Raw genomic sequence first — 26,363 nt, 5'->3', positions numbered from 1 at the left:
CCTTTCATGATTTCCTCGACAGCGGAGCCTGCATGTCCGACACCGTTCTCAGCAAGACCCAGACCAGCTTCTATCGTCGCCTGTTCGTGGCGCATCTCATCGCCCACGAGATCGCCAGCGTGCCGGACATCATCGAGGCCACCGGCATGCCGAGGCGCACCGCCCAGGACACCATCTCGGCACTTGCCGAACTCGAGATTGTCTGTGAATTCCAGCATGCGGAAGGTCAACGTCACAACATCGGTCATTACGTGATTCGGGACTGGGGGCCAATCAATGCCCAATGGGTCGCCGACAACGCCGCACGACTGCAACGAGTGCTGGGCTACGCGTGATTGATCGCCACGCGCGATTCGATGCACTGCTGACGCTGGGCGTCTGCACGATATGGCAGAGTCATTCTGGAGGGAGTTGAGACATGTTGACGGCGGACATCTGGACAAGCGCGCTCGAGCACGCGGTCATCGCCGTGATCATCCAGCTGATGCTCTGGCCAGTCTTCACGCTGTGGTCGTCTGGCGCCATTGCGGTCGCCATCTTTCTGGGCCGGGAAATCGCCCAGCACGAGTACAAGGGGGGCGGCCCCAAGGCAGTCGCCTGGGATCATGGCCTGCTGTACCACTGGAACTGGGACTCCAGCCTGGACGTGGCCCTGCCGCTGGTGTCATGCGTGATCTGCGCGTCACTGGTGCAGGCTGCAAGACATTGGCGCAGGCGCTCTGCCTGAGCCGGAACGGCTGTGTCAGCCCCGCCTCGATACCGCTGCCCCGGCATCGAGTCATCCTGCCTGTACCGCAATTCCCATGTGCACGTCTGAGGCACGCACTCTCAGCCAGAGTACGCCACTGGGGATACCTCGACCTGACGCTTCCTGCGTCGGATCGGGTGCTGCGCACGACTCTTGAGATACTCCGCCAGCGTCTTCGGCTCGATGCTGGGATGCTGATAGACGTAATCCTCCGTGATGATCGACAGGAATTCGGCACTGCGTGCCCCCGCGACCTCTATCCCCAGCACGAAGTCCTGTCCCTGATGCACCTCGAACAGGAAGTTGGGGGCTTGCGCCGCACAGGTCCTTGCCACGTAGCCATCCCCCAGACTTTCCTTGAGGATGGAACGCTCCGGGTTGAACCGACTCTCCATGTAAATGTTAACCGTTTTCATTCTCACCTCCCTTGAAGGCAAGCCAGTATATACTAGAAATCTAATACTCACAGCATCAAGAAAGCCATGCGAACATGACCCGGCCTCGCAGATCGAGCCTTTCTTGATCTTGATCAATAAGCGCAATAACTCAGCAATATCAATATGTTGAAATGATATAACACGACCGGATGCAAGCCCTGACCACTCTCGCTCACCGTATCAGATGCTCATGTCCTTTCATCCCGCGACAAGAGAAGAGGCCAACCGAACTCTCGGCTGGCCTCTATCTGGACTCTGGTCGGGACACTGGCGGACGAGGACGTCAAACCGGCTCATGTCTCTCTCATGTCTCTCTTACGAAAACGATCAAAGACTTCCATCGCCAGCCAATTCACCTCTCGCCTCGCTCAGCGCTTTCTGGGCTTCCGTCAATTTCTTCTCTTTCTTCTCTATCTTGTCCTTGTCACCATCCGACAAGGCGTCTTCCAGCTCCTGTCGACGCTCCCCGACCTCCTCCTCCCTTTCGCGGATCTTCTGCTCTCTTTCCTTGTGCAAGGTGGATTCATCACAGCCATTTTCCACAGCCGCGAGCGCTTTCTTCAAGCCTTCCACCTTATGGGCATTTCCCTGCGCATTGGCATCCTCGAGCTCCTGCTTGATCGAATCTGCCTTGTCCTGACAACCACTCACGAGTTCTGGAGAGGCCGCGGACACGGAAGATGCCAAGGCACTCAGCCCCATGGCAATCAATGGCAATGCGATAGCTCGGCCGAGGGTAGCGTCTCTGGACATGATCTTTTCCTGGGTGGGGGGGTCTCGACCCACCAGTACCGTAATCGCTAATAGAAGACAAGCGAGAAGCACTGTCACGAGTTCACTGACAGCCATCCATTGCACCTGGAAACCACAGAACCTGGAAACCACAGAACCTGGAAACCAAAGAACCTGGAGACCAAAGAACCTGGAGACCGGCATCCATGCCCGCGAACCGATAGCCCCTTGAACCACCAGAGGGTCGAGCGAAAGATCGTCAGCAAGTGAGCAAGGACGAAATCATGACAATAAAGTAGAACGGCAGGACGAGAGGACGAGAGGACGAGAGGACGAGAGGACGAGAGCAGAAGGATAGCGCTCGAGAAAGGACAACAGACCATGAGCGCTGCCAGCGCTCTGAAAGAACGCAAAGAAGCCAGCTCAATGAGCTGGCTTCTTTGCAACGATGACCGAATGAACTGGGATCATATAGGGATCATCGTTCGGAATTCAGAGGCTTTCAAGCGATTGAAAGTCTTCTGAACCCCTTCAATTCTGGTCGGGACGACAGGATTCGAACCTGCGACCTCTGCAACCCCATTGCAGCGCGCTACCAAGCTGCGCCACGTCCCGACTTCGTCCTTGAAAGGCTTCCCCCTCAAGACGAGACGTAATGTACCGCATTGATCTCAAAAAGAAAAGCCCGATATGAACATTTCTTGTCATTCGTCGCGCAAGTGCGTGACTCGCGACCCGTGGCGCTCCGGAAAAGATTGAATTCTCCCATGGGACGAACCATGTTCTAGTCATGACCCCATCAGTACCACTTGATAGGAAGGATGACATGGCGAACGTTCATTTCACTCTCACGACGCACCTGAAGAACGGGCAAACCGTCAGCGGCGACCCGATCAAGGTCAGTGCCAGTAGCACGCCGCAAACGGGCAACACGATACAGAAAGGGGACTGGCCTGCACTGGACGCCCTGTCACCCAACTTCCCCGTCACCGTCACGAAAGTGGAAGAAGATGATGACGGCAACACCCTCGTGGCACTCACCGAGTCGGACAAGCCTGACCCCTCGGACCCGGACAGCTATCGCTACACGCCGTGGAAATAGCCTCGGACAGGCAGCCACACGAGAAAAGATGCATCGGCCAGCCATTGGCAGTATCGTCCAAACAGCATGAGGACTATCTCATGAAATCCGAGCCTGTCGCCGGACCACTGCTGCCCTGCCGCCTGTCATCGAGGACAGGCGGTCCCTGAGGCGATGGTGAGTCACGCCCGCCCGCACAGGCGAGAAACGTTGGGGCACAGTGAAACCGGAAACGGCTTTCCTCGAGTAGGCTGACACTGAACAACGACCAACGTCACATGAGCCTTCATCATCAGCCGATGCCTGAAGCATCCGACTGGCCCAATGACCGTCGAGGTACCATGACTCGTCTTGCAAAAATGGTAGGCACCAGCTGGCGCTGGTTGGTTGGCGAGAATGGCTCCGCACGACAGATTCTGCACCACGGGTTTCTGGTATCCGCCGTCCTGATCGGCCTGTTTTCCGCTGTCTTCAACTATCTGATGGAGCTGACGGTCCCCGCGTACAGCGTGGCGCTTGCCGTCATCAGTCTGATGGTCATGGTGATGTGGTATCGCTCACGTTTCCACGGGGAGTTCAGCCGCATGTCCTGGCTGTTCTGCACCCTGGTGACCTTCGTGATGCTGCCGGGCAACTGGGTCTTCAATCACGGCGCCTCGGGCCCGACGCTGCTGTTCTATCTCATGGCCGCCGCTTACGTGCTGGGGGTTCTCCCGCCGGACCGTCTGCGTCGTGGCGTCATCATCAGCGGCCTGATGCTGATGCCCTGGATTCTGCTGTGGGGGGAGATGGCCAACCCGCAACTGGTCTCCTCCTACGCGAGTACCGCGATGCGCAGCCTGGACATGGGGGTCAGCTATACCCTGGCGTTCGGACTGCTGAGCCTCGTGATCGCCGGTTACGCCAAGCGCATTCGAGAGGAGCGTGATCTGGCTCGCGCCTATGCAAAGAAGCTTGAACGCCTGAGCCGACTGGACAGTCTGACCGGACTCTACAATCACCGCACCATCCATGAACACGCCGAACACCACCTCAGCGGACGCGACATCAGCTGTCTGCTGATCTGTGATCTGGACCACTTCAAGCAGATCAATGATGCCCACGGCCACCCCTACGGCGACCAGGTCCTGGCGCACTTCTCGATGCACATCCAGACGTTGAGCCGAGAATACTCAGGCAAGGCCGGGCGTTATGGGGGAGAGGAATTCATGATCCTGCTGCCGGGCAATCTTGCCGTGGCCCGAGAATTCGATCGCCAGTTGCGTGAAAGCTGTGAGGCGTCTCCCCTGGCCCACGGCGTGATCCGCTTCAGTACCGGGGTCAGTGAACGGCGCCATCCGGATACCCTCAGCAGCTGGGTGCAACGCAGCGACGAGGCGCTCTACCACGCCAAGGCCAGCGGCCGTGATCAACTCATCGTCGATCACGACATCAGCATGGTGTGAGGCCAGGCCTCTCCGGCAATCAGATCTGCCTGCGTTGCGAGTCGTTCGCCACGATTCGCCCTCTACGATTTACCCCCTACGATTCGCCCTCTACGAGACAGCCCCCGCAAATCAAGATTTGCGGGGGCTGTCTCGTGGTATCTGACCTGAAGGTTCAGGGGCAGTCAGCCAGTGCCGCGAACGGCATGTCGCTCAGCGCTCCCCTTTCAGCCACTCCAGATTGATCTCGTGCTGACCATTGTCATCGGTGATGAAGATGGTGCCCTCGGAGATCATCATGGTCCACTTGATGTTGCGTGGCAGGGATTCGGTGATGGCGTCCAGTGCGCCCTCAGGAACCGCGGCAATGCTCAGATTGGACAATCCAGCCACTGCCGGTACCACCTTGGTTTCCCAGACGCGCAGGCTACCGTAGGCGAGCAGCGAGGTGCGCTCGGTGCGCCGCGAACACCAGGTCAGGCGCTCGGCATCCGGCTGGCCGACTTCGATCCAGTGCAGCACGCGCCCATCCAGGCTCTTCTCCCACAGCGCCGGTTCATCGACGTCCGACAGACCACGCCCGAATGCGATGTTCTCGCTGTACCACAGCGCATGGCCCAACAGGCGAACACACAGACGCAGCTCGGTTTCAGAGGGGTGACGGGCAACGGTAAAACGCAGGGTCTCGTAGACACCACGATCAAGGTCGGTCAGCGAGAGATCAACCTTGTAAGGCGTGGAAGACAGGGCCATGAAAGTCTCTTATTGAAAAGCGGATGCTCGGCAGGACATCTCCCGCCAGCGACCCACGCAGCCAGGACAAGCCTGTCTGCGTGGCGATGAAAGCGCAGAGTCTACCCTAGCCGGCGCCGCAACGCTTGCGACGAGCGTCAAAGCCCTGACGCTGCATGCCTCACCCCAGCAGACGCGCGACCACGCCATCCGCCGCCGCGAGGTCTTCCAGCGACTCACGCGCGAGGATGAGCTCGCGCCCGAGTGCCAGGGCACGGCGCTCGGCACGCGCCCGCACGGCATCATCGTTGATCGACTCAAGCTCCAGCACGTGCGCAAGCCCGATGGTGCGACGAATCAACTCACAGCCCGCATAACCCAACGCATCACGCAGGATACGGCTCAGCAATCGTTCCGCCACCCCGGGTGCCGCGAAGCTGGCATCCGACGTGTGGGCGGCCTGCTCACGATACTCGCGGGCAAAGCTTTCCCAACTGGCGACCGCCTGGGCACGCAACTGCGCCACGTAGTCACGCCTGTCGCCCTCCTCACCCTCGAGTTCGGTATGCGCGCAGGCTGCCAGCCACAGCGCCGCCAGCCAGCTGCCGATATCGAAGCCCGCCGGACCGAAGAAGCCGAATTCCGGGTCGATGACCTTGGTGCTGTCTTCACGCACGAAGATCGATCCCGCATGCAGGTCGCCATGCAGCAGCGCCTCGGGCGTGGACAGGAAGCGCTGCTTGAGCTCCGCCACTTCCACTTTGAGTGCCGCGTCCTGCCACAGGGCTTCGGCATCGCTGCGCAGCGCCGGATTGATGCTGTTGCGCTCGTGATCGCAGAACGGGTCCACGAAGAACAGGTCTTCGGTGATCTTGCATTGATCGGGATTGGTGAAGCGTGCGACGCGCGCCTTCTTGTCGTGGGCATCGAGTGCCAGATCACTGCTGCGATAGAGCGTCGTGGCCAGAAAATGCCCCATCTGCGCGCCCAGCTCAGGTAACACTGTGCGCTCAAGGAAGGCGTGTCGCAGATTGCGGTGATCGCCGATATCTTCCATCACGATCGCCGAGCGGGCTTCCTCGAAGTGATAGAGCGCCGGCACCAGTTCAGGCGCGCACTCGGCCTCGAACTGCAGCGTCTCGGCCTCGATGCGCACCCTCACCAGCGACAGCGGCCAGCTTTCGCCGATGATGCGCACCCAGGGCAGCCCCTGTTTGACGATCACCGAGGTTGAGCGGTCCGGCGTGCAGACGCGATAGACATAGTTGATGTTGCCATCGCCGATCTCCTCGACCAGCAGGTCACTGGCCGTCGCAAAGCCCGGCAACTGATCATTGACATGCAGGCGTACGAAGGCAATGACATCAGCGTCATCCCGGAATTGATACTCGATGGAAGGTGCCTGGCTGGCGTGAGGGTCTTGAACGGTCATGGCAGGTCTCAGCGCGGAATCATGAAGCCGCCGTCCTGGATGCCCTCTCCAATGCATGACGAGAGAAGCATCCAGGCTCTCAGTTTATTCCAAAAAGAAATAAACAGGCGATCAGTTATAGCGAGAAGATGCCTGCAATGGCCACGAATGACAAGACCTGCCGAGTGAGTTTCGTTCAACTCGGCAGGCGGCAGGTTCATGCAGTGTGCGGGGTCACTGGATCGGGGCCAGCAGATAGGCCGCCCGCGACACCAGCTTGCGCCACATGGGCCGCGCCTCCAGCTCCTCGCAGCTGATCTCGCGACAATGACGGAAGTCCTCTTCGAGCATGGCCTCCACCTCTGCCGCGAACTGGTGATCCGGCACGAAGGCCGTGACCTCGAAGTTCAGACGGAAGGAGCGATTGTCGAGGTTGACCGTCCCGATGGTCGCCGTGTGACTGTCCATCAACATCACCTTCTGATGCAGAAAGCCCGGCTGATAGCGGAAGACGCGCACGCCCGAGCGAATCATGTCGGAGAGGAACGAGAAGGCCGACAGGAACACCAGCAGATGATCGGGACGTTCGGGGATCATCACCCGCACATCCACGCCTCTCAGCGCTGCCAGCTTCAAGGCATCCTGCACGCCCTGGTCCGGCACGAAATAGGGGCTGGTGATCCAGATGCGGCTGACCGAGGAGTGGATGGCCTGCTGAACCAGCAGACTGGCCGTCTCGCGACGGTCCGCCGGGCCGGAAGGCACGATCACCACGTGCTGACACTCTTCACAGCTGATGCGAGGCTCCCACTCCAGCGACAGCACCTCGCCAGTCGCCCAGTGCCAGTCCTCCCAGAAGGCCTCCTGCAGCCCCATCACGCTGGGTCCTTCCAGTTTGAGGTGAGTATCGCGCCAGGCGCCGTAGCGTTCGGAATGGCCCAGATACTCATTGCCCACATTCAGCCCGCCGACAAAGCCCACTCGGCCGTCGATGACGGTGATCTTGCGGTGATTGCGGAAGTTGATCTGGAAGCGGTGCCGCCAGCCCCGCGAAGAGTTGAAGGCACTCACCTCGCAGCCGGATTCCAGCAGATCATTGAGGTACCCATCCGGCAGCTTGCGCGAGCCGATCTCGTCATACAGGAAACAGACCCGCACGCCACGTTCGGCACGCTTCATCAGTGCCTGCTTGAGCCGTACACCGAGCTCGTCATTCCGCACGATGAAGAACTGGATGAGGATGTAATCCTCGGCCGCCTTGATGGCCGCGAACAGGGCATCGAACGTCTCCTCGCCATTGATCAACAGCTTGGCGCGATTGCCGGTGGTTACCGGCATCATCGCCAGACGTTCGATGGCATCCAGGTGCGTGGGGTTGCCGCCCAGCGGACGCGAGAGCCAGGGGGAGAGCTTGGGACGGAAACGCATCAAGACGCGTCGCATCGTCGAGTCACGCTCCTCGCGAGCACTGACATAGCCATAGAAACGGGGACGCCCGAATACCCAGTAAAGCGGCAGGGCGACGTAGGGGAAGGTCAGCAGACACAGAATCCAGGCAATCGCACCCTGTGAGGTACGACTGGACATCAGGGCCATGACGGCGGTCATCGCACCCAGAATGTGACTGCTCAACAGCAGAAAGCCAAGTAACCAGGCGGTCATTGCAGCTCCATTGCAGGCGTCAGGGTCGCCAGATTATGCCACAGCTGCGCTGGCAACGATGCCTCGGCGTGGCAGAGTCCAGATGCGCAGAACCCCGCCGATGTCATGACACGGGCGGGGTTCCTGGCTCATGCCCTCACGGACATGACGTGCACATCACGCAGACGGCCTTCAGGCGCGGCTGGCGATGATTTCCTTCCACTTGGCCGGGCCGGTCTGGTGCACGGAGACACCTGCACTATCGACCGCCACGGTGACCGGCATGTCCTCGACCTCGAATTCGTAGATCGCTTCCATCCCCAGGTCTTCAAACGCCAGCACGCGGGACTTCTTGATCGCCTGGGCGACCAGGTAGGCGGCGCCGCCGACCGCCATCAGGTAGCTGGACTTGTTGTCACGGATGGCGTCGATCGCGGTCGGGCCACGCTCGGCCTTGCCGACCATGCCCAACAGGCCGGTCTCTTCCAGCAGCGTACGCGTGAACTTGTCCATGCGGGTCGCGGTGGTCGGGCCAGCCGGTCCGACGACTTCGTCACGGATCGGATCGACCGGGCCGACGTAGTAGATGAAGCGACCTTTCAGATCCACCGGCAGCTGCTCACCACGTGCCAGCATCTCGGTCATGCGCTTGTGGGCCGCATCACGCCCGGTCAGCAGCTTGCCGTTGAGCAGCAGGGTGTCGCCCGGCTGCCAGCTCTGCACTTCCTCGGGCGTCACGGTGTCGAGGTTGACGCGCTTGACGCTGTCGCCCGCTTCACGGGTGATTTCCGGCCAGTCCTCGAGCTTCGGTGCCGGCAGTTCTGCAGCGCCGCTGCCATCCAGGGTGAAGTGCACGTGACGGGTCGCCGCGCAGTTCGGGATGATCGCCACCGGCTTGTTGGCCGCGTGGGTCGGGTAATCCATGACCTTGATGTCGAGCACGGTGGTCAGACCGCCGAGGCCCTGTGCGCCGACACCCGTCGCGTTGACCTTCTCGAACAGCTCGAGACGGATCTCTTCGGCACGGTTGGAGGCACCACGCTTCTGCAGTTCCTGGATATCGATCGGCTCGAGCAGGGATTCCTTGGCCAGCTGCATCGCCTTCTCGGCGGTACCGCCGATGCCGATGCCCAGCATGCCGGGCGGACACCAGCCAGCGCCCATCTTCGGAATCTGTTCCAGCACCCAGTCGACCACGGAGTCGGAAGGATTGAGCATCGCGAACTTGGACTTGGCTTCGCTGCCGCCGCCCTTGGCCGCGACGTGGATCTCGACGGTATCCCCCGGCACCAGCTTGTGGTGGATGATGGCCGGCGTGTTGTCCTTGGTGTTGGCACGCTTGCCGTCCGGGTCTGCCAGCACGGAGGCGCGCAGCACGTTGTCCGGCAGCAGATAGGCGCGGCGGACGCCTTCGTTGACCATGTCATCCAGGCTCATCTCGGCCTCGAAGCGCACGTTCATGCCGACATGGACGAAGACGGTGACGATACCGGTGTCCTGACAGATGGGACGATGACCCAGGGCACACATCCGGGAGTTGATCAGAATCTGCGCGATGGCATCCTTGGCGGCAGGATTCTCTTCACGCTCGTACGCCGCGTTCATGGCGTCGATGAAGTCCTTCGGATGGTAGTAGGAGATGTACTGCAGCGCGTCGGCGACGCTCTGGATCAGGTCATCCTGGCGGATCACGGTCATCAGGATCGGCTCCTCAAGGGCAAGCGATGGAAAAGACAGGCACACTGGCGCCCAGGGCGTCAGGCCGATTACTGTTGTCAGGGACAGAAATCGCGCCACCATGGGGCGGGCGCCGGGTCAGGTGGCCGGGATTATACCTCAAGCGAGCACGCGGCGGCAGAGCGAATCCTGCAACCCGCATGTCAGGACATCCCAGCTCATCCAGCGCAAATGACGGGCGTGGAGACTGCCATCATGCCCCGCGCGATGACCCCGATTCACTGCCACCTCTTCACTGCCACTTCCCCTCGCGAGCGACTCATGACATCAGGCTTCAACGCGTTTCGCCCTCTCACCTGCTTGACGATAGCCTCGCTGACGCTGCTGTCGGGCTGCATGCAGCATTCCCGGTCGGACACTGACGAGGCCTCGGGGAGCTATCAGCGGATGGAGGCCAGCACCGAGAGTCAAAGCAATTCTCGCGTGCGGCACCTGGTACTGCATTACACCGATGATGATCTCACAGGCTCTCTGATCAGCCTCACCGGCGCTGACGTCAGCGCGCATTACCTGCTCTCGGCACCTGCAGATGGCGAAGCGCTTCCCCGTGTCTACCCGCTGGTGTCAGAGAACCGCCGCGCCTGGCACGCCGGCATCAGCCAGTGGGGTGAACGCGGCCACCTCAACGACACCTCCATCGGCATCGAGATGGTCAATGCCGGACCCGAAGCGCTCACGCCCCTGGCACCCGGGCAGACGGAGACCCGAGCTACCGGCGTGGCAAGGCGCTGGTCCCCTGATCGGCACTTCGCGGCCTGGAACGAACAGCAGATCGCGGCCTTGATCGCGCTGGCCTCCCCCATTGTGCGCCGCCATGACATCAAGGCGGTGGATGTCGTCGGACATTCCGACATCGCCCCGGACCGCAAGACCGACCCGGGCCCGCGCTTCCCCTGGCGCCGTCTGCATGAAGCCGGCATCGGGGCCTGGCCACGGGATGCCGACGTCAGCTGCTTTCGACGACAGATGGCCAGCGATGGACTGCCTGCGGAGAAGACCTTGATCGCGGCGCTCGCCCACTATGGTTATCCAGTGGAGGCCGAGCGGCCCTGGATGGCGATCGCCGCGTTTCAGGCACACTTTCGCCCCGGGGCCATCAGTGGCCAGTTTGATGCGGAAAGCGCCGCGATCCTGCTGGCCCTCAACATGCGCTATCGCCAATCGACGCCCTGTCAGGCCCGGTGAACTGGGGGATTTCCGTCATCCAATCGTCATTCATCTGTCACATTGCTGCCGCAGCATCGACACTTCCCTGACACCTGGAGCGGTGTTGCATGGCACTTTGCCAACGGCCGTCTACTCTGGGTACAGACATGACCAGAGAGGGTCATGGATCCACACGCTTGCGACTGGCGAGGAGACGCCGGAACCCCCATCACGATGAGGTTCATCATGGCCGATAACATTCTCAGTGCAGTACCCGATACGGCAGACGACATGCCAACCACCCCTCTCCCCGGAGCGCTCGGGTTCGTCGTCTGTGATGACAAGCGCATCTATGGGGCAGGCATGAGCGAGGAAGACTGTCTCGACAATGCCCTTGAATGCCTATGCGGCTTCTGTGAGCGCAGCGCGCTCAAGAAGATGCTGGAACTGTGTCAATCCGGTGTGCGCTATCCGCTGCGCCAGCTTCCCGCCAGCCAGGCCTGCGTCAGCAATTGCCAGGTCTCCGGCCCTACCGATCATTATCGTATCCATGACGGCGTCGCCTATGCTCCGGAAGAATTCGTGACACCTCTCTCGGCGTAAGCCATTCACGCCACTTTTACCCGCCCCCTGGCTCGCACCCTGCATCGCGTCCTCAAGAAAGCGCCCCTGCCACCGAGGGTTCAGTGACAGGGGCGCGTTCTGTTGCATTGCCTTCCTCCGGTGAGACGCGACAGCGAATCACGTGCCAGGCCTCTCAACCGCCAAGATAGGCGCGACGTACGTCATCATTGGCCAGCAGCGCCTTGCCGCTGTCCGCCAGCACCACGCGACCGTGCTCCAGCACATAGCCGCGATCGGCGATCGACAGGGCGCGATGCGCATTCTGCTCCACCAGGAAGATGGTGGTGCCCTGCTCGCGCAGCTGCTCGACGATCTCGAAGATCTGCCCGATCACGATGGGTGCCAGCCCCAGCGAAGGCTCATCCAGCAACAACAGCCGCGGCCGACTCATCAGGGCACGCCCGATGGCCAGCATCTGCTGCTCGCCACCGGACATGGTGCCGCCGCGCTGATGGAAGCGCTCCTTGAGGCGCGGGAAGAGCCCCAGCACATGCTCGATGCTGCGTTCGTTCTCCTCCTTGCTCTGGTAATAGCCGCCCATGGCGAGATTCTCCTCCACCGTCATGCCGGTGAAGATGCGGCGACCTTCCGGCACCACCGACAGCCCACCGCGCATCACGCGCGCCGTGGGTGTGCCGGTGATCTCCTCGCCCTCGAACCACACCCGCCCGCTGGTCGGACGCGGATCGCCACAGATCGACATCAAAAGCGTCGTCTTGCCGGCGCCGTTGGCACCGATCAACGTCACGATCTCGCCCTGCCCCACGGCCAGCGAGACATCATTGAGTGCCTGCACCGGCCCGTAATGTGTCGTCAGATGCTCGAGCGCCAGCATGGCATCCCGCGGCGCAAGTGCCTCGCTGGCAGGCACGGTCTCTGGCATGACTGCATCAACATGCTCACTCATGCTCATTCCTCCCCCAGATAGGCCTTGATCACGGCATCGTTGCGTCGAATGTCATCCGGGCAGCCATCCGCCAGCGGCTGACCCTGATTGACCACGTAGATGTGATCCGAGATGCCCATCACCAGACTCATGTCGTGTTCGATCAACAGCACCGAGATGCCCTCATCGCGGGTCAGGCTGACGATCAGGTCATCGAGATCCCGGGTCTCGTTGGGGTTGAGGCCAGCCGCTGGCTCATCCAGCATCAGCAGCCGTGGCCTGGCCACCATGCATCGCGCGATCTCGAGTCGCCGCTGCTGCCCATAGGCCAGATTGCCGGCCTCGCGATTGGCGAATTCGAGCAGACCGACACGCTCCAGCCAGTCACCGGCATGCTGCATCAGCGCCTTTTCACTGCGGCGATAGCCCGGCGTCTTGAACAGGCCCTTGAGAAGATTGCGCTCGGCGTGCATGTGCTGCGCCACCAGCAGGTTCTCGATGACCGTCATCTCCTTGAACAGCCGCACGTTCTGGAAGGTGCGCACCATGCCAGCTTGGGCGATCCGGTACCCCGGCAGGCGATGCATGGCGCGATTCTGGAAATACACCTCGCCGCCGGTGGGCTGATAGAAGCCGGAAATGCAGTTGAAGACGGTGGTCTTGCCCGCACCATTCGGCCCGATGACCGATACCACCTCGCCCGGATGTACCTGAAGCGTCACGCCGTCCACGGCCTTGAGGCCACCGAACTGCATGGTGAGATCACGTACGTCCAGCAGCGGTGCCCCGCCCTCGGCGCGTGCCCGGCGGTGTGAGGAAGCGGCTGGCGCCTCATTGTCGAAAGCTTGCTTGTCATGTGCGTCAGCCACGGTCGAGCTCCATCTGCGGTCGTTTGAGCGGCACCAGGCCTTGAGGACGCCACACCATCATCAGCACCATCATCAGCCCGAACAGCAACATGCGATATTCATTGAACTCACGGGCCAGCTCCGGCAACAGCGTCATGGCGATCGCCGCCAGGATGACGCCCAGCTGGGAGCCCATTCCGCCCAGCACCACGATGGCGAGAATGATCGCCGACTCGATGAAGGTGAAGGACTCGGGACTGATGAAGCCCTGACGCGCGGCGAAGAAGGCACCGGCGAAGCCCGCGAAACTCGCCCCGATCGTGAAGGCCGAGAGCTTGATGCCGGTGGGATTCATGCCCAGTGAACGACAGGCGATGTCATCCTCGCGCAGCGCCTCCCACGCCCGCCCGATGGGCATGCGCAGCAGCCGATAGATCACGAACAGCGTGATCAGCACCAGGATCAAGGCCAGCAGGTACAGATAGATGACCTTGAAGGCCGGGTCGTAGTCGATGCCGAAGAACTCATGGAAGGCGATGTTGCCCTCATCGGCTCGCCGCGAGAACTCGAGATTGAACAAGGTCGGCTTGGGAATGCGCGCGATGCCATTCGGGCCGCCGGTCAGCTCCGTCCAGTTGTTGAGCAGGATACGGATGATCTCGCCGAAGCCCAGCGTCACGATGGCCAGGTAGTCACCCCGCAGCCGCAGCACGGGGAAGCCGAGCAGATAGCCGAACAGCGCCGTCATCAACCCCGCGATGGGCAGCGCTTCCCAGAAGCTGAAGCCCAGGTAGCTATTGAGCAGTGCGTAGGTATAGGCGCCGACGGCATAAAAGCCCACGTAACCGAGATCCAGCAGTCCCGCGAGACCCACCACCACGTTGAGCCCCAGGCCCAGCATGATGTAGATCAGCGTCAGGGTCGCGAGATCCACCGCCGAGCGGTTGGACAGAAACGGGAAGATCAGCAGCGCACCGATGGCCAGCATGATCCACAGCTGACGCTTCTGACCGCTCATCACGTCGGGGACGCGGAAACGTGATGGCTTGCGGGTACGCGCACGCCATTCCTCGATCTGTGGCCGCACCAGCTGGTGCAGGAAGACGGCCAGTGACGCGGCCAGCAACCAGCCCCAGGTGTCCATGCCCATCAAGCGTACCGTGGTGGTGATACCGGTGGACTCGAGCTGCACCCCCAGTACCGAGCCACCCAGCACGAGAGTCAACACGGCGGCCGCAAGTGCCGACCACCAGGGACGACGAGAGGAAGGCTGCGGCGGAATCGTCTCGGCGGGCGAGGTGCCCGCTGTCTTCAGAGTCTGTTTCGCAAGCTTGGGCATCAGATCTTCTCCACTTCGGGCTTGCCGAGAATCCCGGAGGGACGGAACAGCAGAATCAGGATCAGCAGTCCGAAGGCCACCACGTCCTTGTATTCCGTGGACAGATAGCCGCCGGTCAGCGCCTCCGCGACGCCCAGCAGCAGGCCACCCAGCATCGCGCCGGGGATACTGCCGATACCGCCCAGCACCGCCGCCGTGAACGCCTTGAGCCCGGCCAGGAAGCCGATGTAGGGATTGACCACGCCGTAGTACATGCCGAGCAGCAGTCCCGCCACGGCGGCAAGCGCCGCCCCGATCACGAAGGTCATCGAGATGATCATGTCGGTATTGATGCCCAGCAGACGCGCCATGCCGGCATCCTGGGAGCAGGCACGACAGGCACGCCCCAGGCGCGAGCGCGAGATGAACGATGACAGCAGCAGCATGCACACCAGCGTGACGCTGAAGATGATCACCTGCATGTAGGACAGATTGACCGCGAAGCTTTCCAGCCCGAACTCCCAGCCGCCCGGGATCAGGCTGGAGATCGCCATGTCCCGCGAGCCCTGGGCCAGACGCATGTAATTCTGCAGGAAGATCGACATGCCGATCGCCGAGATCAGCGCGATCAGACGCTTGGAGCCTCGCACCGGGCGATAGGCCACCCGCTCCACGGCGAAACCGTAGGCACAGGACACCAGCACCGCCACCAGCAAGGCGGCCGCCATCAGAAAGAAGGGGTTGGCGATGCCCAGCATGCCCAGCGCCGCGATGACGATGAAGGTCACGTAGGTGCCGATCATGTAGATCTCGCCGTGGGCGAAATTGATCATGCCGATGATGCCGTAGACCATCGTGTAGCCGATGGCGATCAAGGCATAGGTACTGCCGATGGTCAGGCCATTGATGACCTGCTGCAGGAAGTAGAGGATGTCTTCCATTGAAACGACCCTTGGCCGCGACAGTAATCGGCTTGTGGCCGGAGACTGTCAGGGAAATGCCGCATGCGCGACGACGACGGGAAGGCACGGCGATGTTGCATCGCCATGAACTCGACCGAACGGAGAGGCCCGCCATGCCACGCGGCATGACGGGACAGCGTGTCGGCATTGATCCGCCGGGCCTCATGACAGGTCACAAGACCGCAGCGAGTGCTGATATCAGCCGCAGATCAATGTGCCGCTTCGCTCTTGGTACCGTCGGCGTGCCAGTTGTAGACGACGAAGTTGAAGTCCTTCAGATCGCCCTTCTCATCGTATTCGACCTTGCCGATGGGCGTGTCGAAGCTGTTGGCCTTGAGATATTCCGCGACATCATAAGGGTCAGTGGAATCGGCGCCCTTGATGCCATCGGCGATCAGCTCCACTGCGGTGTAGGCGGGCATGACGAACGGACCGGAGGGGTCCTGCTCCTTGTCCTTGAAGGCCGCGACCAGATCCGCGTTCTTCGGGTCATTCTCGAAGGCCGGCGGCAGTGTCACGTACAGGCCTTCCGAGGCCTGGCCGGCAATCTTGGAAATGTCCGGATTCCCGACCCCTTCCGGCCCCATGAAGGGCGCGTCGAAGCCAAGTTCACGCGACTGACGCAGCAAGAGGCCCAGTTCCGGGTGATAGCCGCCGTAGTAGACGAAGTCGACGTTCTCCTTCTTGAGCTTGGAGATCAGCGCCGAGAAATCCTTGTCACCCGCCGTGATGCCCTCGAACAGCACCACATCGATACCCGCTTCCTCGACGGTATCGCGCACGCCGGTGGCGATACCCTCCCCGTACTGCTGCTTGTCGTGGATCACGGCCATGTGCTTGGGCTTGATCGTCTCGGCGATATAGCGCCCCGCAACCGGCCCCTGCAGCGAGTCCAGGCCGATGGTGCGGAAGACCAGCTCATAGCCCTGCTCGGTGATGGTCGGACTGGTGGACGCCGCCGTGATCATCATCACGCCTTCCTCGGCGTAGATGTCCGAGGCCGGTTGCGTCGCGCTGGAGCACAGGTGGCCGATCACGTACTGGACGCCGTCATTGACGATCTGGTTGGCGACCGCCACCGCCTGCTTGGGATCACAGGCGTCGTCGTATTTGACGCCCTTGAGCATCTCGCCGTCGACGCCGCCGGCGGCATTGATCCGCTCGATGGCCATCTCGGCACCGATGAACTGCATGTCACCGTACTGGGCGACCGGCCCCGTGACCGGGCCTGCCATGGCGATGGTGATATCTGCCTGAGCCTGGGTGGACATCGCCGCGGCGATACCGAGAGCGAGAAGAGACCTGCGCATCATGATGAGAATTCCTGTTCCCGATTATTGTTGTACTACGGCCGGGCAGACCTGACGGGTGCCTTGCGGCAGCATTGCGCTGCCCGAAAAGGACTGGCGACAATCGCTGTCATTCGCTGACCTTGTCCGCCGCCGCCAGCCATCAGGCAGGCGACTCGCGACGCCAGGAATGCCTTGAAAGCATTATTGGCAGCAGCGAATACGCATGTAAAGCGACCGTTTGAGCGCTCATGAATGCAGGCCAAGGCCCTACCAATAGCGAAAAAGACTGCGCTTTCCATTCTGGCCAGACAATCGTTGGCATTGACGATGAAAGCCAGTCATTGGCGTATGTGAAGACGCAGTTGACAGGAATTCCCTCTTCACTTGCACCATCAGGTCGCATTGCTGCACCCACCCCGGCTACGCCCAAGGTTGTAGGAAAAGCAATCCTGCCGCCCTCCCGAGGCAACCGGTTGCCCCTGAGCCATGCACTGAGCTGCAATATGATGATCTGCGACGCAATAGACAAGATAACGGGATAACCTGCTGATGGCACCTCCCCGTCAGATACCCGCCAGGCCTGAACGCCACGCGCCCGACGATGGGTGACATCGTCGGGCGCGCAGGGTCATGCCTTTAGCAACGCGAATGCTGGGGGATGGAGAGTAGCGTCAGCCCAGCGCGAGCAGGCGGTTGCGCACGTCATTGATCTGATCGCGCAGTCGACCGGCTTCCTCGAATTCGAGATTCTTGGCCGCCGCGAACATGGCATCTTCCAGCCGGCTGATTTCCTTCTCGAGTGCCTGAGGGCCTTGAGCCGCCAGAGCCGCATAGTCCGGCGTCTCTTCCGCCACCTGTCGCTCGTTGCCCTTGCGACGACTGCTCTTGCGTCCCGGTGCCTGGGCACCTTCCATGATATCCGCCACCGATTTGGTGATGGTACGCGGCGTGATGCCGTGCTCTTCATTGAAGGCCATCTGCTTCTCACGGCGGCGCTCCGTCTCGGCTATCGCACGCTGCATGGAATCGGTGATGCGATCGCCATACAGAATGGCCTTGCCGTTGGCGTTGCGTGCCGCACGGCCGATGGTCTGGATCAGGGAGCGCTCGGAGCGCAAAAAGCCCTCCTTGTCGGAATCCAGGATCGCCACCAGCGAGACTTCCGGGATATCAAGGCCCTCACGCAGCAGGTTGATGCCGACCAGCACATCAAACTTGCCAAGACGCAGATCCCGGATGATCTCGACGCGCTCGACGGTGTCGATATCCGAGTGCAGATAGCGCACCCGAACATCGTGCTCTCCCAGATACTCGGTCAGGTCTTCCGCCATGCGCTTGGTCAGCGTGGTGATCAGAACGCGCTCACCGACCTCGGTGCGCGCCTTAATCTCGGAGAGCACGTCATCGACCTGGGTCGAGGCAGAGCGCACCTCGATGACCGGATCAAGCAGCCCCGTGGGACGGACGACCTGCTCCACCACCTGCCCGGCATGCTCTTCTTCATAGGTACCGGGCGTCGCCGAGACGAAGACGGTCTGGGGCAGGATGCTCTCCCACTCCTCGAATTTCATCGGGCGATTGTCCAGCGCCGACGGCAGACGGAAGCCGTATTCGACCAGCGTCTCCTTGCGTGAACGGTCACCGCGATACATCCCGCCGACCTGAGGCACGCTGACGTGGGACTCGTCGATGAAGACCAGCGCGTCCTTGGGCAGGTAATCGAAGAAGGTCGGCGGCGCATTGCCGGGATCACGCCCGGACAGATAGCGCGAGTAGTTCTCGATGCCGTTGCAGTAGCCCAGCTCCATCATCATCTCGATGTCGTAGAGGGTACGCTGCTCCAGACGCTGCGCCTCGACCAGCTTGTCGTGCTTGCGCAGGTAATCGAGGCGCTCGACCAGCTCTTCCTTGATGTGATCGACCGCGGCGACGATGGTCTCGCGCGGCGTCACGTAGTGGCTCTTGGGGTAGATGGTCATGCGCGGCACCGACTCGGCCACTTCGCCAGTCAGCGGATCGAACAGGCGGATGGAGTCGATCTCGTCATCGAACAGCTCGACACGCACGGCCTGCTCCTCGGAGTCCGCCGGGAAGATGTCGATCACGTCGCCGCGCACGCGATAGGTACCGCGCCGGAAATCCATGTCGTTGCGGGTGTACTGCAGCTCCGCCAGGCGCCTGAGGAAACCGCGTTGGTCGATCTGCTCACCACGATTGAAGTGCAGACGCATCTTCAGGTACTGATCCGGGTCACCCAGGCCGTAGATCGCCGAGACGGAGACCACGATGATCGCATCGCGCCGCTCCAGCAGCGCCTTGGTCGCCGACAGGCGCATCTGCTCGATGTGGTCGTTGATCGAGGCGTCCTTCTCGATGAAGGTATCCGAGGACGCGACATAGGCTTCGGGCTGGTAATAATCGTAATAGGAGACGAAGTACTCGACGGCGTTGTCAGGGAAGAACGACTTGAACTCGCCATAGAGCTGGGCTGCCAACGTCTTGTTGGGCGCCATCACGATCGCGGGGCGCTGCAGACGCTCCACGATGTTGGCGACGGTGAACGTCTTGCCCGAGCCGGTCACACCCAGAAGCGTCTGATGCGCAAGACCCGCTTCCAGGCCAGTGATCAGCTTCTCGATGGCAGCCGGTTGATCACCTGCTGGCTTGAACTTGGAATTGATGCGAAATGGTTTGCTCATGCGCTCTCAATGGTGGCGGTCATGCCGCTCTTCAACTGACGGTGGCGGCCAGACTTGGGAAAGGACACCGCGCCCTACTCGGGTGATATCTCGCGACTCGTCACACTGACCCGGGTGCTGGTCATCAGTCGATGGATGGGGCAACGCTCGGAAATCTCGAGCAGGCGCTGACGCGTCGCCTCATCGAGTTCCGCACCATCCTCGGCCTGGAAGTGCATGCTGACGCTCAGACGATACTCCGCGTTCTCACCTGCGCGACGCTCATCACTGTCATCACGGTCCACCGTGGTCACGATGGACGCGAGTGGCAGCCCCTTGCGCCGCGCATACATCAACACGGTGATCGACTTGCAGGCACCCAGCGAGAGATCAAAGTAGTCGTGCGGGTCCGGCGCACTGTCCTCGCCACCCACCACGGTGGGCACATCCACCAGCAGTTCCTCAAAGCTCGCGACCTGAACCCGATGGACGAAGCTGCCAGCCTTGCGGGTAATCACCTCGATGCTCATGCACTACCTCCTTGTCGTGGACTCTCGCGAGACGCATCCGAGCCTGCTGGCGAGCAGAGCGCTCACTTCACCTTGTAACCCGCCTTCTCGACGGTCTTGACCACGGCGTCATACCGCACCTGCCCTTCGACCTCGGCAAAGCCACGCCCGACCTCGGCCTCCTTGACCCCGTCCATCATCATCAAGGCAGTGGTGACCTTGTTGACATCCTTGACGCTCTCGACACCGATCAATGTAAGGGAAAAGCTGGCCATCTCGTGATTCCTGTCTCGCTGGATAAAAAGGATCGCAGGCGCGATCAAACCGCCAAGAATACCACGTTTGACGAGGGCTCCCCCATGCATGCCAGCGAGTCGCCTCAGGCTTTCATGCCAGTGGATCGCCCCGAAAGATGCCGTGTTGCCCTGCCGGGGGCTGACAGCTGACCACTGCCGCGTGACAATGCCTGCATCGAATGTACCGCTGGCAATTCTCAGGCATTGAACCGCCTGCGGCGGACCCCTCCTTTGCGACAGGATAGCGCGACATGACTGATTTCAAGACCCTGATGCAAGCCCACGGCTTTCACGCGACACAGGCGGGCAAGCTTGCCCCCGAGTCGCCGCTTGCCCCCGAGACCGATGGCGCCGGGAGTCTCACGCCCCTCTCCTGCTTCGAGGTACTCGCGGTCAATGGCGCGGATGGTGAGCGCTTTCTCCAGGGCCAGACCTCGCAGCAGCTTGCGCTGGTGGATGGCTCACTCGCTCCGCTGACCGCCTTCTGCACTCCCAAGGGGCGGATTCTGGCGATGGCCCAGCTGATGCGTCTCAGCGAGGATTGCCTGTGGCTGCTGATGCCGACGGGCACGGCGGAGCCCCTGCGCGCGCACCTTGCCAAGTTCGCGCCCTTCTACAAGGTGAGTCTCGAGGTCCGGGAGGATAGCGTGGTCGTGGGGCTCACGGGAGAGCCCGCCCTGACCCGGGCGGCCGAGCAACTGGCCGATGCTGCCTCCTCACAGCACACCGCGCTTGGCCCGCATGATTTCGCCATGTTGGCAACCCCGGATGCCGTGCTTGCCCGCCAGCCGGGGGCAGAGATGGCACGAGGCGTACTGGTCGGCTCTGATGCGCAGGTGACCCGACTCAGCCGTGCACTGCTCGATGGCGGCATCAATACCGGTGACGAGAATCACTGGGCGTGCGAGGACATTCGTGCCGGCCTGCAGTGGGTGGACTCGGAGCAGACGGATGTCTGGCTGCCGCAGATGCTCAACCTGGAAGCGCTGGCGGCCATCAGCTTCAAGAAGGGGTGCTATACCGGTCAGGAAGTCGTGGCCCGCGCCCACTTCCGTGGTCAGGTCAAGAAGCGCCTGCAGCGCCTGACGGCAGAGCCGGTCACTCCTCTGCCGCAGCCGGGCGGCAAGGTGGTCTCGCCAGAAGGCAAGGCCATGGGTGAGATCCTGCGGGTCGCCAACAATGCCGATGGCAGCCTGGAAGTGCTGGCGGTGGTGAGCCTGCGCGATGAGGAAGCCCCCCTGACCCTCGAGACTGGGGAGCCCTTGCACCGCGCCCCGCTGCCCTATCCGCTGGAACGACGTGACCCGGAACAGCTCAAGGCATGAACTTGAAGACATGAGCTTGAAGACATGAGCACCAGGCAGCGCTGCCAGCCGTGACACGGACGCCACGGCTGGCCTGGATAGCCGCCTGCGGCGTCATGACAGACAGGCCCTGGCGAAGCGATTCGTCGGGGCCTGTCTGTATCAATGCCTGGCTGTATCAGAGGCTGACCTTGGCAGCATCCGGCTGAGTCAAGGCCTGGGCATCTCGAAGCGCGAGAGCCGAGACCGCTAGCCCGTTTCGCCAGTGACGCTGGCCGGCAACCAGTGCTTGCCGGCCTTGAGATGCTGGATCAGTTGCTCGGACGGCAAGGGACGCGAGTAGAGATAGCCCTGATGAAGATGACAGCCGCGTGCCAGAAGCGCCGTGCGTTGCTCAGGGGTCTCGATACCCTCCGCCACCACGGCCAGATGGAAGGCCTCCCCCAGTCCCAGCATCGCATCAATCATCGCCCGCCCCTTGTCGGTATCCATCGCGACCACGAATTGCCGATCGATCTTCACCTTGTCGAACGGCAGTTGCTGCAATTGCGACAGGGACGAGTACCCGGTCCCGAAGTCATCCAGTGCCAGGGCGACACCCTGTGAGCGAATGCGCTGGAAGAGGATGGCCAGACTCTGGATATCTTCCGGCAGCTGACTCTCCACCAGCTCGATGGTCAGTTGGCGACACAGCTCAGGCCGTTGGAACAGCCTCTTGAGATCCGCCAGAAATCGCTCGTCCATCATGTGTCTGACCGTGACATTGACACTGAGATGCAGCGCATGACCGGCGTCATGCACACGGATCAGGGTGGCGATGCTCTCCTTGATGACCCAGCGCCCCAGGGCCACATCGAGGTTGGCGGATTCGATGATCGGCATGAAGTCGCCGGAGCCCAGCAGACCATGCTCCGGATGCTGCCAACGCACCAGCGCCTCGGAAAGCACGAGGGATCCATCCCGTCCATCGACGATCGGCTGCAGATGAAGCCGCAGCTGGTCCTGCTGCAATCCCTCGACGAATTCCGCTTCGAGCTGCTTGAGACGCCTGACTTCTCGTTCGGCCTCTTCATCGAAGAAGTGCCACTCGCGATTGAGCTGAAGCGTGTCGTGCAATGCGCGCTCACAGCGGTAGACCAGCGCATCCATCTGCTCACCATCCTCGGGAAAGCGACTGATGCCGAGGCTGGGCAGCAGATAGATATCCTCGCCGTTGAGCGACACCTTGTGACGTACCGCCACCAGCAGCATATCCAGCCAGCCGCAGATGCCGCCCCGCGCGGCCTCGAGCAGCCGTCGTGGCACCATGATCAAGAGACGATCCGTCTCCAGACGTGCGACATGGCCTGATGTGCCCAGCAAGGGGTCCAGTCGACGCTGCAGCAACTCCAGCTGGCGATTGCCCGCCTCCGGCCCCGCATGCTCATAGAGCTCCTGCAGCCCGCCGATACGCAATGCCATCAGCACGAAACCATCAAGCCCCGAGACACGACCCAACTGATCGATACGCAGCTTGATCAAGCGCAGCATGCCTTCACGACTCAATAGCCCGGTGTCAATATCCGTCTCGCGCTCCTGCAGCACCTGCTGCTGGAGCAGCAAGCGCTCCTGCTCCAGTCCACGAATGATCAAGGCATTCAGGGTTCTGTCCAGCACCGGCATCATCAGGCTTTCCTCCAGCGCCTGACCACGACTGGCGACCAGCAGCAGCTCGCTGCGACCGGGATGCGGCGAGACGGAATAGCCCAGCAACTGGGTCGCCCCGAGACGCTGACACAGCAGCTGGGCACTCTCCTCGGTGGACGCGTCCACATTCGTGGCACGATTGGCCACGATCCGCCCGGCCGGCAATCGCCACAGAGGGTCACGCCGCAACGAGACACTGCTCAACCATTCCCGCTCATCACGACTCTCGACGATCAGATAGCCTGCGTTGGGGTTGCCCACCTCGCGCCGATAGATGATGACTTCTGCTCCCGTCATCTCTCGTACCCGACGCAGATAGCCGGACAAGGTAGCCAAGGCGTGCTGGGGGTTGTGCGCTTCATGCGGCAATGCCAGAAACCGTTCGTTCAGGGCAAGATGCTGCTCAAGCTGAGCTTCACGCTGCAGGCCCTGCGCGGCCCAATCTCGACGACGGCGCTGATCGCGCCACAGCATGACGCCTGTCGCGATACTCGCCAACACGATGACCAGACTCAAGGCCCCCAAGGGCGCTCCCAATTGCCTGAGCATCGCGGTGACGTCATCTGCATCCTGCCAGCAGGCCATGGCAGCATGCTCATCGAAGCGCTTCATGGCCGGCAGGTCGCTACAGACGAGAGCGGCTTCCCCGCTCATCTGGCGTGACTGACTGACGACTTCAAGTCTTTCCACTCCCAGGGAAGCGGATGATTCGCTGAGCAACTCCGGGCGCATGGGGACCCCGAACACCAGCATGCCCTGCTCCTCCCGTGAAGGAAGCGCGTCTTCATCCGCATAGAGCCCGTGCACGCCCACCAGCCAGGCCCGCCCGTTCAGCACCATCCAGGCGATGACGGATCGCGTCGGGGTCTGGCGAGCCTTCTCGATCAAGGGGGCCATGGCGCGGCGCCACGCAAGCGGCTGAGCCCCCTGCCAATCATCGGACTCAAGCCCCGGACGTCGCTCCTGCCAGACAGCGGCCTTGCCATTTCCTCTGATGGCCCCGACGAGATGGATCCCCGTATTGATCGAGAACTCGGGCCCGTACATGTAGTCCAGCCACTCAGGGTTCGGGGCAGGCAAACGCAGGAACTCCTCGGTGGCCTCTTGCCAATCGCCATGCTCGCGCAACTGACCTTCCAGGGCTCGCTGGCTGGCCTGGGCCCACATGGTGACGCGCTGACGCGCCGCATCCTGCTCTCCTGCTCGCAGTTGCTGTATTTGACTGATACCCAGCCAGGCGGTGGCAAGAACAGAGGCAATCAGCAGAAGCGGTATCAGCCACAGACGATGGCGGGGCTCCCGGGGCGGGCCTTGCCTCAAGGAGGCGCGTACGGACTTGTCAGAATCCGGTCGCGGATGAGCAGACGTTCTACGAGGCATTGAGTTACCGATGATGACGCGATCTCCTGAATCCCGTGGCACAGTGCTGCCGAGGTGCTGGGTTCAGTCTAGATCAGGCGCTCAGTTGAAGAATACGCTGCACGGTGCGGCTGGTCGTCTCGCTGATGGCCTCCAGAGTGGACTCACGCAGCGATGCCACACTCCTTGCCACCTCCGCCACCCTGGCCGGTTCATTGCGTTGCCCCTGAAAGCCCTGCAACGGCATGTCGGGGCTGTCGGTCTCCAGCACGAAGCCATCCTCCGGCAGTGACGCCACGACTCCCCGCAGTTTGCGGGCACGCGGGTAGGTCACGCTGCCGCCCAGCCCCAGCACGAAACCGAGCTCGAGAAAGCGCTCAGCCTGAACCTGACTGCCCGCAAAGGCATGAATGATGCCGCCCCGGGTGAGGCGCGCGTTCTTGAGCCGCTTGGCCACTTCGTCATTGGCACGCACGCAATGCACGATGACAGGCAGGGAGAATTCGCGTGCCATGCTCAGCTGGGCCTCGAACAGCTGCCATTGGGCGTCATGATCGGCCAGTCGTGCATCGAAGCCGCATTCGCCCAACGCGACGATGTCGCCAGCATGCTGATCGAGGGCCTGATGAAGCGCCGCCAGCGCGCTCTCGCCATGCTCGGACAGAAAATAGGGATGCAGCCCCAGGGCACCGAAGATACGCGGGGATGACTGCACGAGTTCCAGCACGTCCGCGAAGCTGGCCACCGTGGTGGATGGCACCACGAACCTCGACACACTCTCATTCACGGCGCGCGCGATGACCGCGTCACGATCCTGAGCGAAGACGGGAAAATCCAGATGGCAATGGCTGTCGATCAACATGCAATATCCCGGTGATGGTCGTACTGCCATCGTGCTATATCAGCCAGTGACAGACAAACGAAGGGACCGGCCTGGTGGCCGGTCCCTTCGTTTGTCGATGTCGCTCTGTCAGCCATCGTGACTGGCACAGATGGCCTAGGCCGCCTCCACCGGCGCTACCGGCGCCAGCTCGGAGGTGCAATGGCCACAACGGGTCGCCGCCAGCGGCACCTTGGAAAGACAGTACGGGCAGTCCTTGTCGGTGATCTCTTCCGGCGCTTCTTCGGCTTCCTTCTTGAGCTTGTTGATCTGACGGATCAACACGAAGACGGCCAGCGCCACCAGCGCGAAGCTGATGATGGCATTGATGAACAGCCCATAGTTCAGTGTCACGGCCCCCGCATCCCTCGCAGCCTCCAGACTGACATAGGGAGCCGCCTGAGCCCCTTCCTTGAGCACGAAGAAGAAGTTGGAGAAATCGACGCCCCCGATCAAGAGTCCGATCAAGGGATTGAGCATGTCACCCACCAGGCTCTTCACGATCAGCGTGAACGCCCCCCCGATGATGATGCCCACCGCCATGTCGACGACATTGCCCTTGACCGCGAAATCGCGGAATTCCTTCATGAAACCGGCCATAGCCCCACCTCCTGATGATTGTTGTTGTCCTG

25 protein-coding genes and 1 tRNA gene are annotated in these 26,363 nt (G+C 61.6%); 8 read left to right on the top strand and 18 right to left on the bottom strand.

Going from position 1 to position 26,363, the window contains the following annotated elements:
• Nucleotides 1–32: 32 nt before the first annotated feature.
• A complete protein-coding gene (locus QD228_RS06900) occupies nucleotides 33–335 on the top strand; it encodes a winged helix-turn-helix domain-containing protein (protein WP_077375943.1) in 303 nt (100 codons plus the stop codon).
• Between the two features lie 83 nt (nucleotides 336–418).
• Nucleotides 419–727: a hypothetical protein gene (locus QD228_RS06895; RefSeq protein ID WP_077375940.1), complete on the top strand. Its 309-nt coding sequence runs from the start codon at nucleotides 419–421 to the stop codon at nucleotides 725–727.
• Between the two features lie 101 nt (nucleotides 728–828).
• Here the strand turns inward: QD228_RS06895 and QD228_RS06890 are convergent, their stop codons facing one another.
• Entirely contained in the window at nucleotides 829–1,164 is a 336-nt protein-coding gene (locus tag QD228_RS06890) for a hypothetical protein (RefSeq protein WP_084208556.1), read from the bottom strand.
• Between the two features lie 348 nt (nucleotides 1,165–1,512).
• Entirely contained in the window at nucleotides 1,513–2,034 is a 522-nt protein-coding gene (locus tag QD228_RS06885; RefSeq protein ID WP_279874877.1) for a DUF1090 family protein, read from the bottom strand.
• A gap of 264 nt (nucleotides 2,035–2,298) precedes the next feature.
• Between QD228_RS06885 and QD228_RS06880 the strand changes: the two genes are divergently transcribed.
• Nucleotides 2,299–2,442 carry a hypothetical protein gene (locus QD228_RS06880; protein ID WP_279874876.1) on the top strand — a complete coding sequence of 48 codons (144 nt, stop codon included), beginning with the start codon at nucleotides 2,299–2,301 and terminating at the stop codon, nucleotides 2,440–2,442.
• Between the two features lie 13 nt (nucleotides 2,443–2,455).
• On the opposite strand, the gene QD228_RS06875 is transcribed toward QD228_RS06880, so the two are convergent.
• Nucleotides 2,456–2,532, bottom strand: a tRNA-Pro gene (locus tag QD228_RS06875).
• Nucleotides 2,533–2,743: 211 nt separating this feature from the next.
• On the opposite strand from QD228_RS06875, the gene QD228_RS06870 reads away from it, so the two are divergent.
• Together QD228_RS06870 and QD228_RS06865 are read left to right on the top strand one after the other, a co-directional pair.
• Nucleotides 2,744–3,019 carry a hypothetical protein gene (locus QD228_RS06870; protein WP_084208554.1) on the top strand — a complete coding sequence of 92 codons (276 nt, stop codon included), beginning with the start codon at nucleotides 2,744–2,746 and terminating at the stop codon, nucleotides 3,017–3,019.
• Between the two features lie 320 nt (nucleotides 3,020–3,339).
• A complete protein-coding gene (locus tag QD228_RS06865; protein WP_127735216.1) occupies nucleotides 3,340–4,443 on the top strand; it encodes a GGDEF domain-containing protein in 1,104 nt (367 codons plus the stop codon).
• A gap of 192 nt (nucleotides 4,444–4,635) precedes the next feature.
• Here QD228_RS06865 and QD228_RS06860 read toward each other — a convergent pair whose 3' ends face one another.
• The 4 genes from QD228_RS06860 to QD228_RS06845 form a co-directional block, all read right to left on the bottom strand.
• Nucleotides 4,636–5,175 carry a YaeQ family protein gene (locus tag QD228_RS06860; RefSeq protein ID WP_077375924.1) on the bottom strand — a complete coding sequence of 180 codons (540 nt, stop codon included), beginning with the start codon at nucleotides 5,173–5,175 and terminating at the stop codon, nucleotides 4,636–4,638.
• Between the two features lie 160 nt (nucleotides 5,176–5,335).
• Nucleotides 5,336–6,586: an S-methyl-5-thioribose kinase gene (gene mtnK, locus QD228_RS06855; RefSeq protein WP_279874875.1), complete on the bottom strand. Its 1,251-nt coding sequence runs from the start codon at nucleotides 6,584–6,586 to the stop codon at nucleotides 5,336–5,338.
• Between the two features lie 213 nt (nucleotides 6,587–6,799).
• A complete protein-coding gene (cls, locus tag QD228_RS06850; protein WP_077375918.1) occupies nucleotides 6,800–8,227 on the bottom strand; it encodes a cardiolipin synthase in 1,428 nt (475 codons plus the stop codon).
• Between the two features lie 171 nt (nucleotides 8,228–8,398).
• Nucleotides 8,399–9,904, bottom strand: a complete 1,506-nt coding sequence (locus tag QD228_RS06845) for a fumarate hydratase (RefSeq protein ID WP_077375915.1) — start codon at nucleotides 9,902–9,904, stop codon at nucleotides 8,399–8,401.
• Nucleotides 9,905–10,330: 426 nt separating this feature from the next.
• On the opposite strand from QD228_RS06845, the gene QD228_RS06840 reads away from it, so the two are divergent.
• Nucleotides 10,331–11,128, top strand: a complete 798-nt coding sequence (locus tag QD228_RS06840) for an N-acetylmuramoyl-L-alanine amidase (RefSeq protein ID WP_279874873.1) — start codon at nucleotides 10,331–10,333, stop codon at nucleotides 11,126–11,128.
• Nucleotides 11,129–11,335: 207 nt separating this feature from the next.
• A complete protein-coding gene (locus QD228_RS06835) occupies nucleotides 11,336–11,692 on the top strand; it encodes a hypothetical protein (RefSeq protein ID WP_176494016.1) in 357 nt (118 codons plus the stop codon).
• 154 nt (nucleotides 11,693–11,846) lie between these two features.
• Here QD228_RS06835 and QD228_RS06830 read toward each other — a convergent pair whose 3' ends face one another.
• The 8 genes from QD228_RS06830 to QD228_RS06795 all read right to left on the bottom strand — a co-directional run bounded on the left by QD228_RS06830 (nucleotide 11,847) and on the right by QD228_RS06795 (nucleotide 20,481).
• On the bottom strand, nucleotides 11,847–12,548 hold the full coding sequence (locus QD228_RS06830) for an ABC transporter ATP-binding protein (protein WP_279875072.1): 702 nt from the start codon (nucleotides 12,546–12,548) through the stop codon (nucleotides 11,847–11,849).
• 74 nt (nucleotides 12,549–12,622) lie between these two features.
• Nucleotides 12,623–13,378, bottom strand: coding sequence for a high-affinity branched-chain amino acid ABC transporter ATP-binding protein LivG (livG, locus tag QD228_RS06825; protein WP_084209691.1), 756 nt, complete (start codon nucleotides 13,376–13,378; stop codon nucleotides 12,623–12,625).
• Between the two features lie 82 nt (nucleotides 13,379–13,460).
• Nucleotides 13,461–14,786 carry a high-affinity branched-chain amino acid ABC transporter permease LivM gene (gene livM / locus QD228_RS06820; protein WP_279874871.1) on the bottom strand — a complete coding sequence of 442 codons (1,326 nt, stop codon included), beginning with the start codon at nucleotides 14,784–14,786 and terminating at the stop codon, nucleotides 13,461–13,463.
• The gene (gene livH / locus QD228_RS06815; protein ID WP_043336883.1) at nucleotides 14,786–15,706 is read right to left on the bottom strand and encodes a high-affinity branched-chain amino acid ABC transporter permease LivH; all 921 of its coding nucleotides are present in this window, start codon (nucleotides 15,704–15,706) and stop codon (nucleotides 14,786–14,788) included. Before livH ends, livM begins: the two co-directional genes overlap by 1 nt.
• Nucleotides 15,707–15,936: 230 nt before the next feature.
• Nucleotides 15,937–17,040 (bottom strand): branched-chain amino acid ABC transporter substrate-binding protein, encoded by a 1,104-nt coding sequence (locus tag QD228_RS06810; protein ID WP_084208548.1) that lies wholly within the window; start codon nucleotides 17,038–17,040, stop codon nucleotides 15,937–15,939.
• Between the two features lie 650 nt (nucleotides 17,041–17,690).
• On the bottom strand, nucleotides 17,691–19,718 hold the full coding sequence (gene uvrB / locus QD228_RS06805) for an excinuclease ABC subunit UvrB (RefSeq protein WP_077375901.1): 2,028 nt from the start codon (nucleotides 19,716–19,718) through the stop codon (nucleotides 17,691–17,693).
• Between the two features lie 74 nt (nucleotides 19,719–19,792).
• Complete coding sequence (locus QD228_RS06800) at nucleotides 19,793–20,227, bottom strand: OsmC family protein (protein WP_077375898.1); 435 nt, start codon at nucleotides 20,225–20,227, stop codon at nucleotides 19,793–19,795.
• 62 nt (nucleotides 20,228–20,289) lie between these two features.
• Entirely contained in the window at nucleotides 20,290–20,481 is a 192-nt protein-coding gene (locus tag QD228_RS06795; protein WP_077375895.1) for a hypothetical protein, read from the bottom strand.
• 272 nt (nucleotides 20,482–20,753) lie between these two features.
• Between QD228_RS06795 and QD228_RS06790 the strand changes: the two genes are divergently transcribed.
• On the top strand, nucleotides 20,754–21,827 hold the full coding sequence (locus QD228_RS06790) for a folate-binding protein (RefSeq protein ID WP_279874869.1): 1,074 nt from the start codon (nucleotides 20,754–20,756) through the stop codon (nucleotides 21,825–21,827).
• 228 nt (nucleotides 21,828–22,055) lie between these two features.
• On the opposite strand, the gene QD228_RS06785 is transcribed toward QD228_RS06790, so the two are convergent.
• From QD228_RS06785 to mscL, 3 genes are all read right to left on the bottom strand, one after another.
• Nucleotides 22,056–24,812 (bottom strand): EAL domain-containing protein, encoded by a 2,757-nt coding sequence (locus QD228_RS06785; protein ID WP_279874868.1) that lies wholly within the window; start codon nucleotides 24,810–24,812, stop codon nucleotides 22,056–22,058.
• Between the two features lie 133 nt (nucleotides 24,813–24,945).
• On the bottom strand, nucleotides 24,946–25,713 hold the full coding sequence (locus tag QD228_RS06780) for a TatD family hydrolase (RefSeq protein WP_084208545.1): 768 nt from the start codon (nucleotides 25,711–25,713) through the stop codon (nucleotides 24,946–24,948).
• A 135-nt stretch (nucleotides 25,714–25,848) separates the two neighbouring features.
• A complete protein-coding gene (gene mscL / locus QD228_RS06775) occupies nucleotides 25,849–26,331 on the bottom strand; it encodes a large conductance mechanosensitive channel protein MscL (RefSeq protein ID WP_077375883.1) in 483 nt (160 codons plus the stop codon).
• Nucleotides 26,332–26,363 lie beyond the last annotated feature (32 nt).

The organism is Cobetia sp. 3AK, from assembly GCF_029846335.1.
In the GTDB taxonomy this organism is placed as follows: domain Bacteria; phylum Pseudomonadota; class Gammaproteobacteria; order Pseudomonadales; family Halomonadaceae; genus Cobetia; species Cobetia marina.
Note: the sequence above shows the minus strand (reverse complement) of the source record. Positions and strands in the feature narration are given on the sequence as shown.

What these genes read in the sequence shown, in the direction of transcription:
- QD228_RS06900 (WP_077375943.1), top strand. Translation starts at nt 33, where the DNA reads ATGTCCGACACCGTTCTCAGCAAGACCCAGACCAGCTTCTATCGTCGC.
- QD228_RS06895 (WP_077375940.1), top strand. Translation starts at nt 419, where the DNA reads ATGTTGACGGCGGACATCTGGACAAGCGCGCTCGAGCACGCGGTCATC.
- QD228_RS06890 (WP_084208556.1), bottom strand. Translation starts at nt 1,164, where the DNA reads ATGAAAACGGTTAACATTTACATGGAGAGTCGGTTCAACCCGGAGCGT.
- QD228_RS06885 (WP_279874877.1), bottom strand. Translation starts at nt 2,034, where the DNA reads ATGGCTGTCAGTGAACTCGTGACAGTGCTTCTCGCTTGTCTTCTATTA.
- QD228_RS06880 (WP_279874876.1), top strand. Translation starts at nt 2,299, where the DNA reads ATGAGCGCTGCCAGCGCTCTGAAAGAACGCAAAGAAGCCAGCTCAATG.
- QD228_RS06870 (WP_084208554.1), top strand. Translation starts at nt 2,744, where the DNA reads ATGGCGAACGTTCATTTCACTCTCACGACGCACCTGAAGAACGGGCAA.
- QD228_RS06865 (WP_127735216.1), top strand. Translation starts at nt 3,340, where the DNA reads ATGACTCGTCTTGCAAAAATGGTAGGCACCAGCTGGCGCTGGTTGGTT.
- QD228_RS06860 (WP_077375924.1), bottom strand. Translation starts at nt 5,175, where the DNA reads ATGGCCCTGTCTTCCACGCCTTACAAGGTTGATCTCTCGCTGACCGAC.
- mtnK (WP_279874875.1), bottom strand. Translation starts at nt 6,586, where the DNA reads ATGACCGTTCAAGACCCTCACGCCAGCCAGGCACCTTCCATCGAGTAT.
- cls (WP_077375918.1), bottom strand. Translation starts at nt 8,227, where the DNA reads ATGACCGCCTGGTTACTTGGCTTTCTGCTGTTGAGCAGTCACATTCTG.
- QD228_RS06845 (WP_077375915.1), bottom strand. Translation starts at nt 9,904, where the DNA reads ATGACCGTGATCCGCCAGGATGACCTGATCCAGAGCGTCGCCGACGCG.
- QD228_RS06840 (WP_279874873.1), top strand. Translation starts at nt 10,331, where the DNA reads ATGGAGGCCAGCACCGAGAGTCAAAGCAATTCTCGCGTGCGGCACCTG.
- QD228_RS06835 (WP_176494016.1), top strand. Translation starts at nt 11,336, where the DNA reads ATGGCCGATAACATTCTCAGTGCAGTACCCGATACGGCAGACGACATG.
- QD228_RS06830 (WP_279875072.1), bottom strand. Translation starts at nt 12,548, where the DNA reads ATGCTGGCGCTCGAGCATCTGACGACACATTACGGGCCGGTGCAGGCA.
- livM (WP_279874871.1), bottom strand. Translation starts at nt 14,786, where the DNA reads ATGCCCAAGCTTGCGAAACAGACTCTGAAGACAGCGGGCACCTCGCCC.
- livH (WP_043336883.1), bottom strand. Translation starts at nt 15,706, where the DNA reads ATGGAAGACATCCTCTACTTCCTGCAGCAGGTCATCAATGGCCTGACC.
- QD228_RS06810 (WP_084208548.1), bottom strand. Translation starts at nt 17,040, where the DNA reads ATGATGCGCAGGTCTCTTCTCGCTCTCGGTATCGCCGCGGCGATGTCC.
- uvrB (WP_077375901.1), bottom strand. Translation starts at nt 19,718, where the DNA reads ATGAGCAAACCATTTCGCATCAATTCCAAGTTCAAGCCAGCAGGTGAT.
- QD228_RS06800 (WP_077375898.1), bottom strand. Translation starts at nt 20,227, where the DNA reads ATGAGCATCGAGGTGATTACCCGCAAGGCTGGCAGCTTCGTCCATCGG.
- QD228_RS06795 (WP_077375895.1), bottom strand. Translation starts at nt 20,481, where the DNA reads ATGGCCAGCTTTTCCCTTACATTGATCGGTGTCGAGAGCGTCAAGGAT.
- QD228_RS06790 (WP_279874869.1), top strand. Translation starts at nt 20,754, where the DNA reads ATGACTGATTTCAAGACCCTGATGCAAGCCCACGGCTTTCACGCGACA.
- QD228_RS06780 (WP_084208545.1), bottom strand. Translation starts at nt 25,713, where the DNA reads ATGTTGATCGACAGCCATTGCCATCTGGATTTTCCCGTCTTCGCTCAG.
- mscL (WP_077375883.1), bottom strand. Translation starts at nt 26,331, where the DNA reads ATGGCCGGTTTCATGAAGGAATTCCGCGATTTCGCGGTCAAGGGCAAT.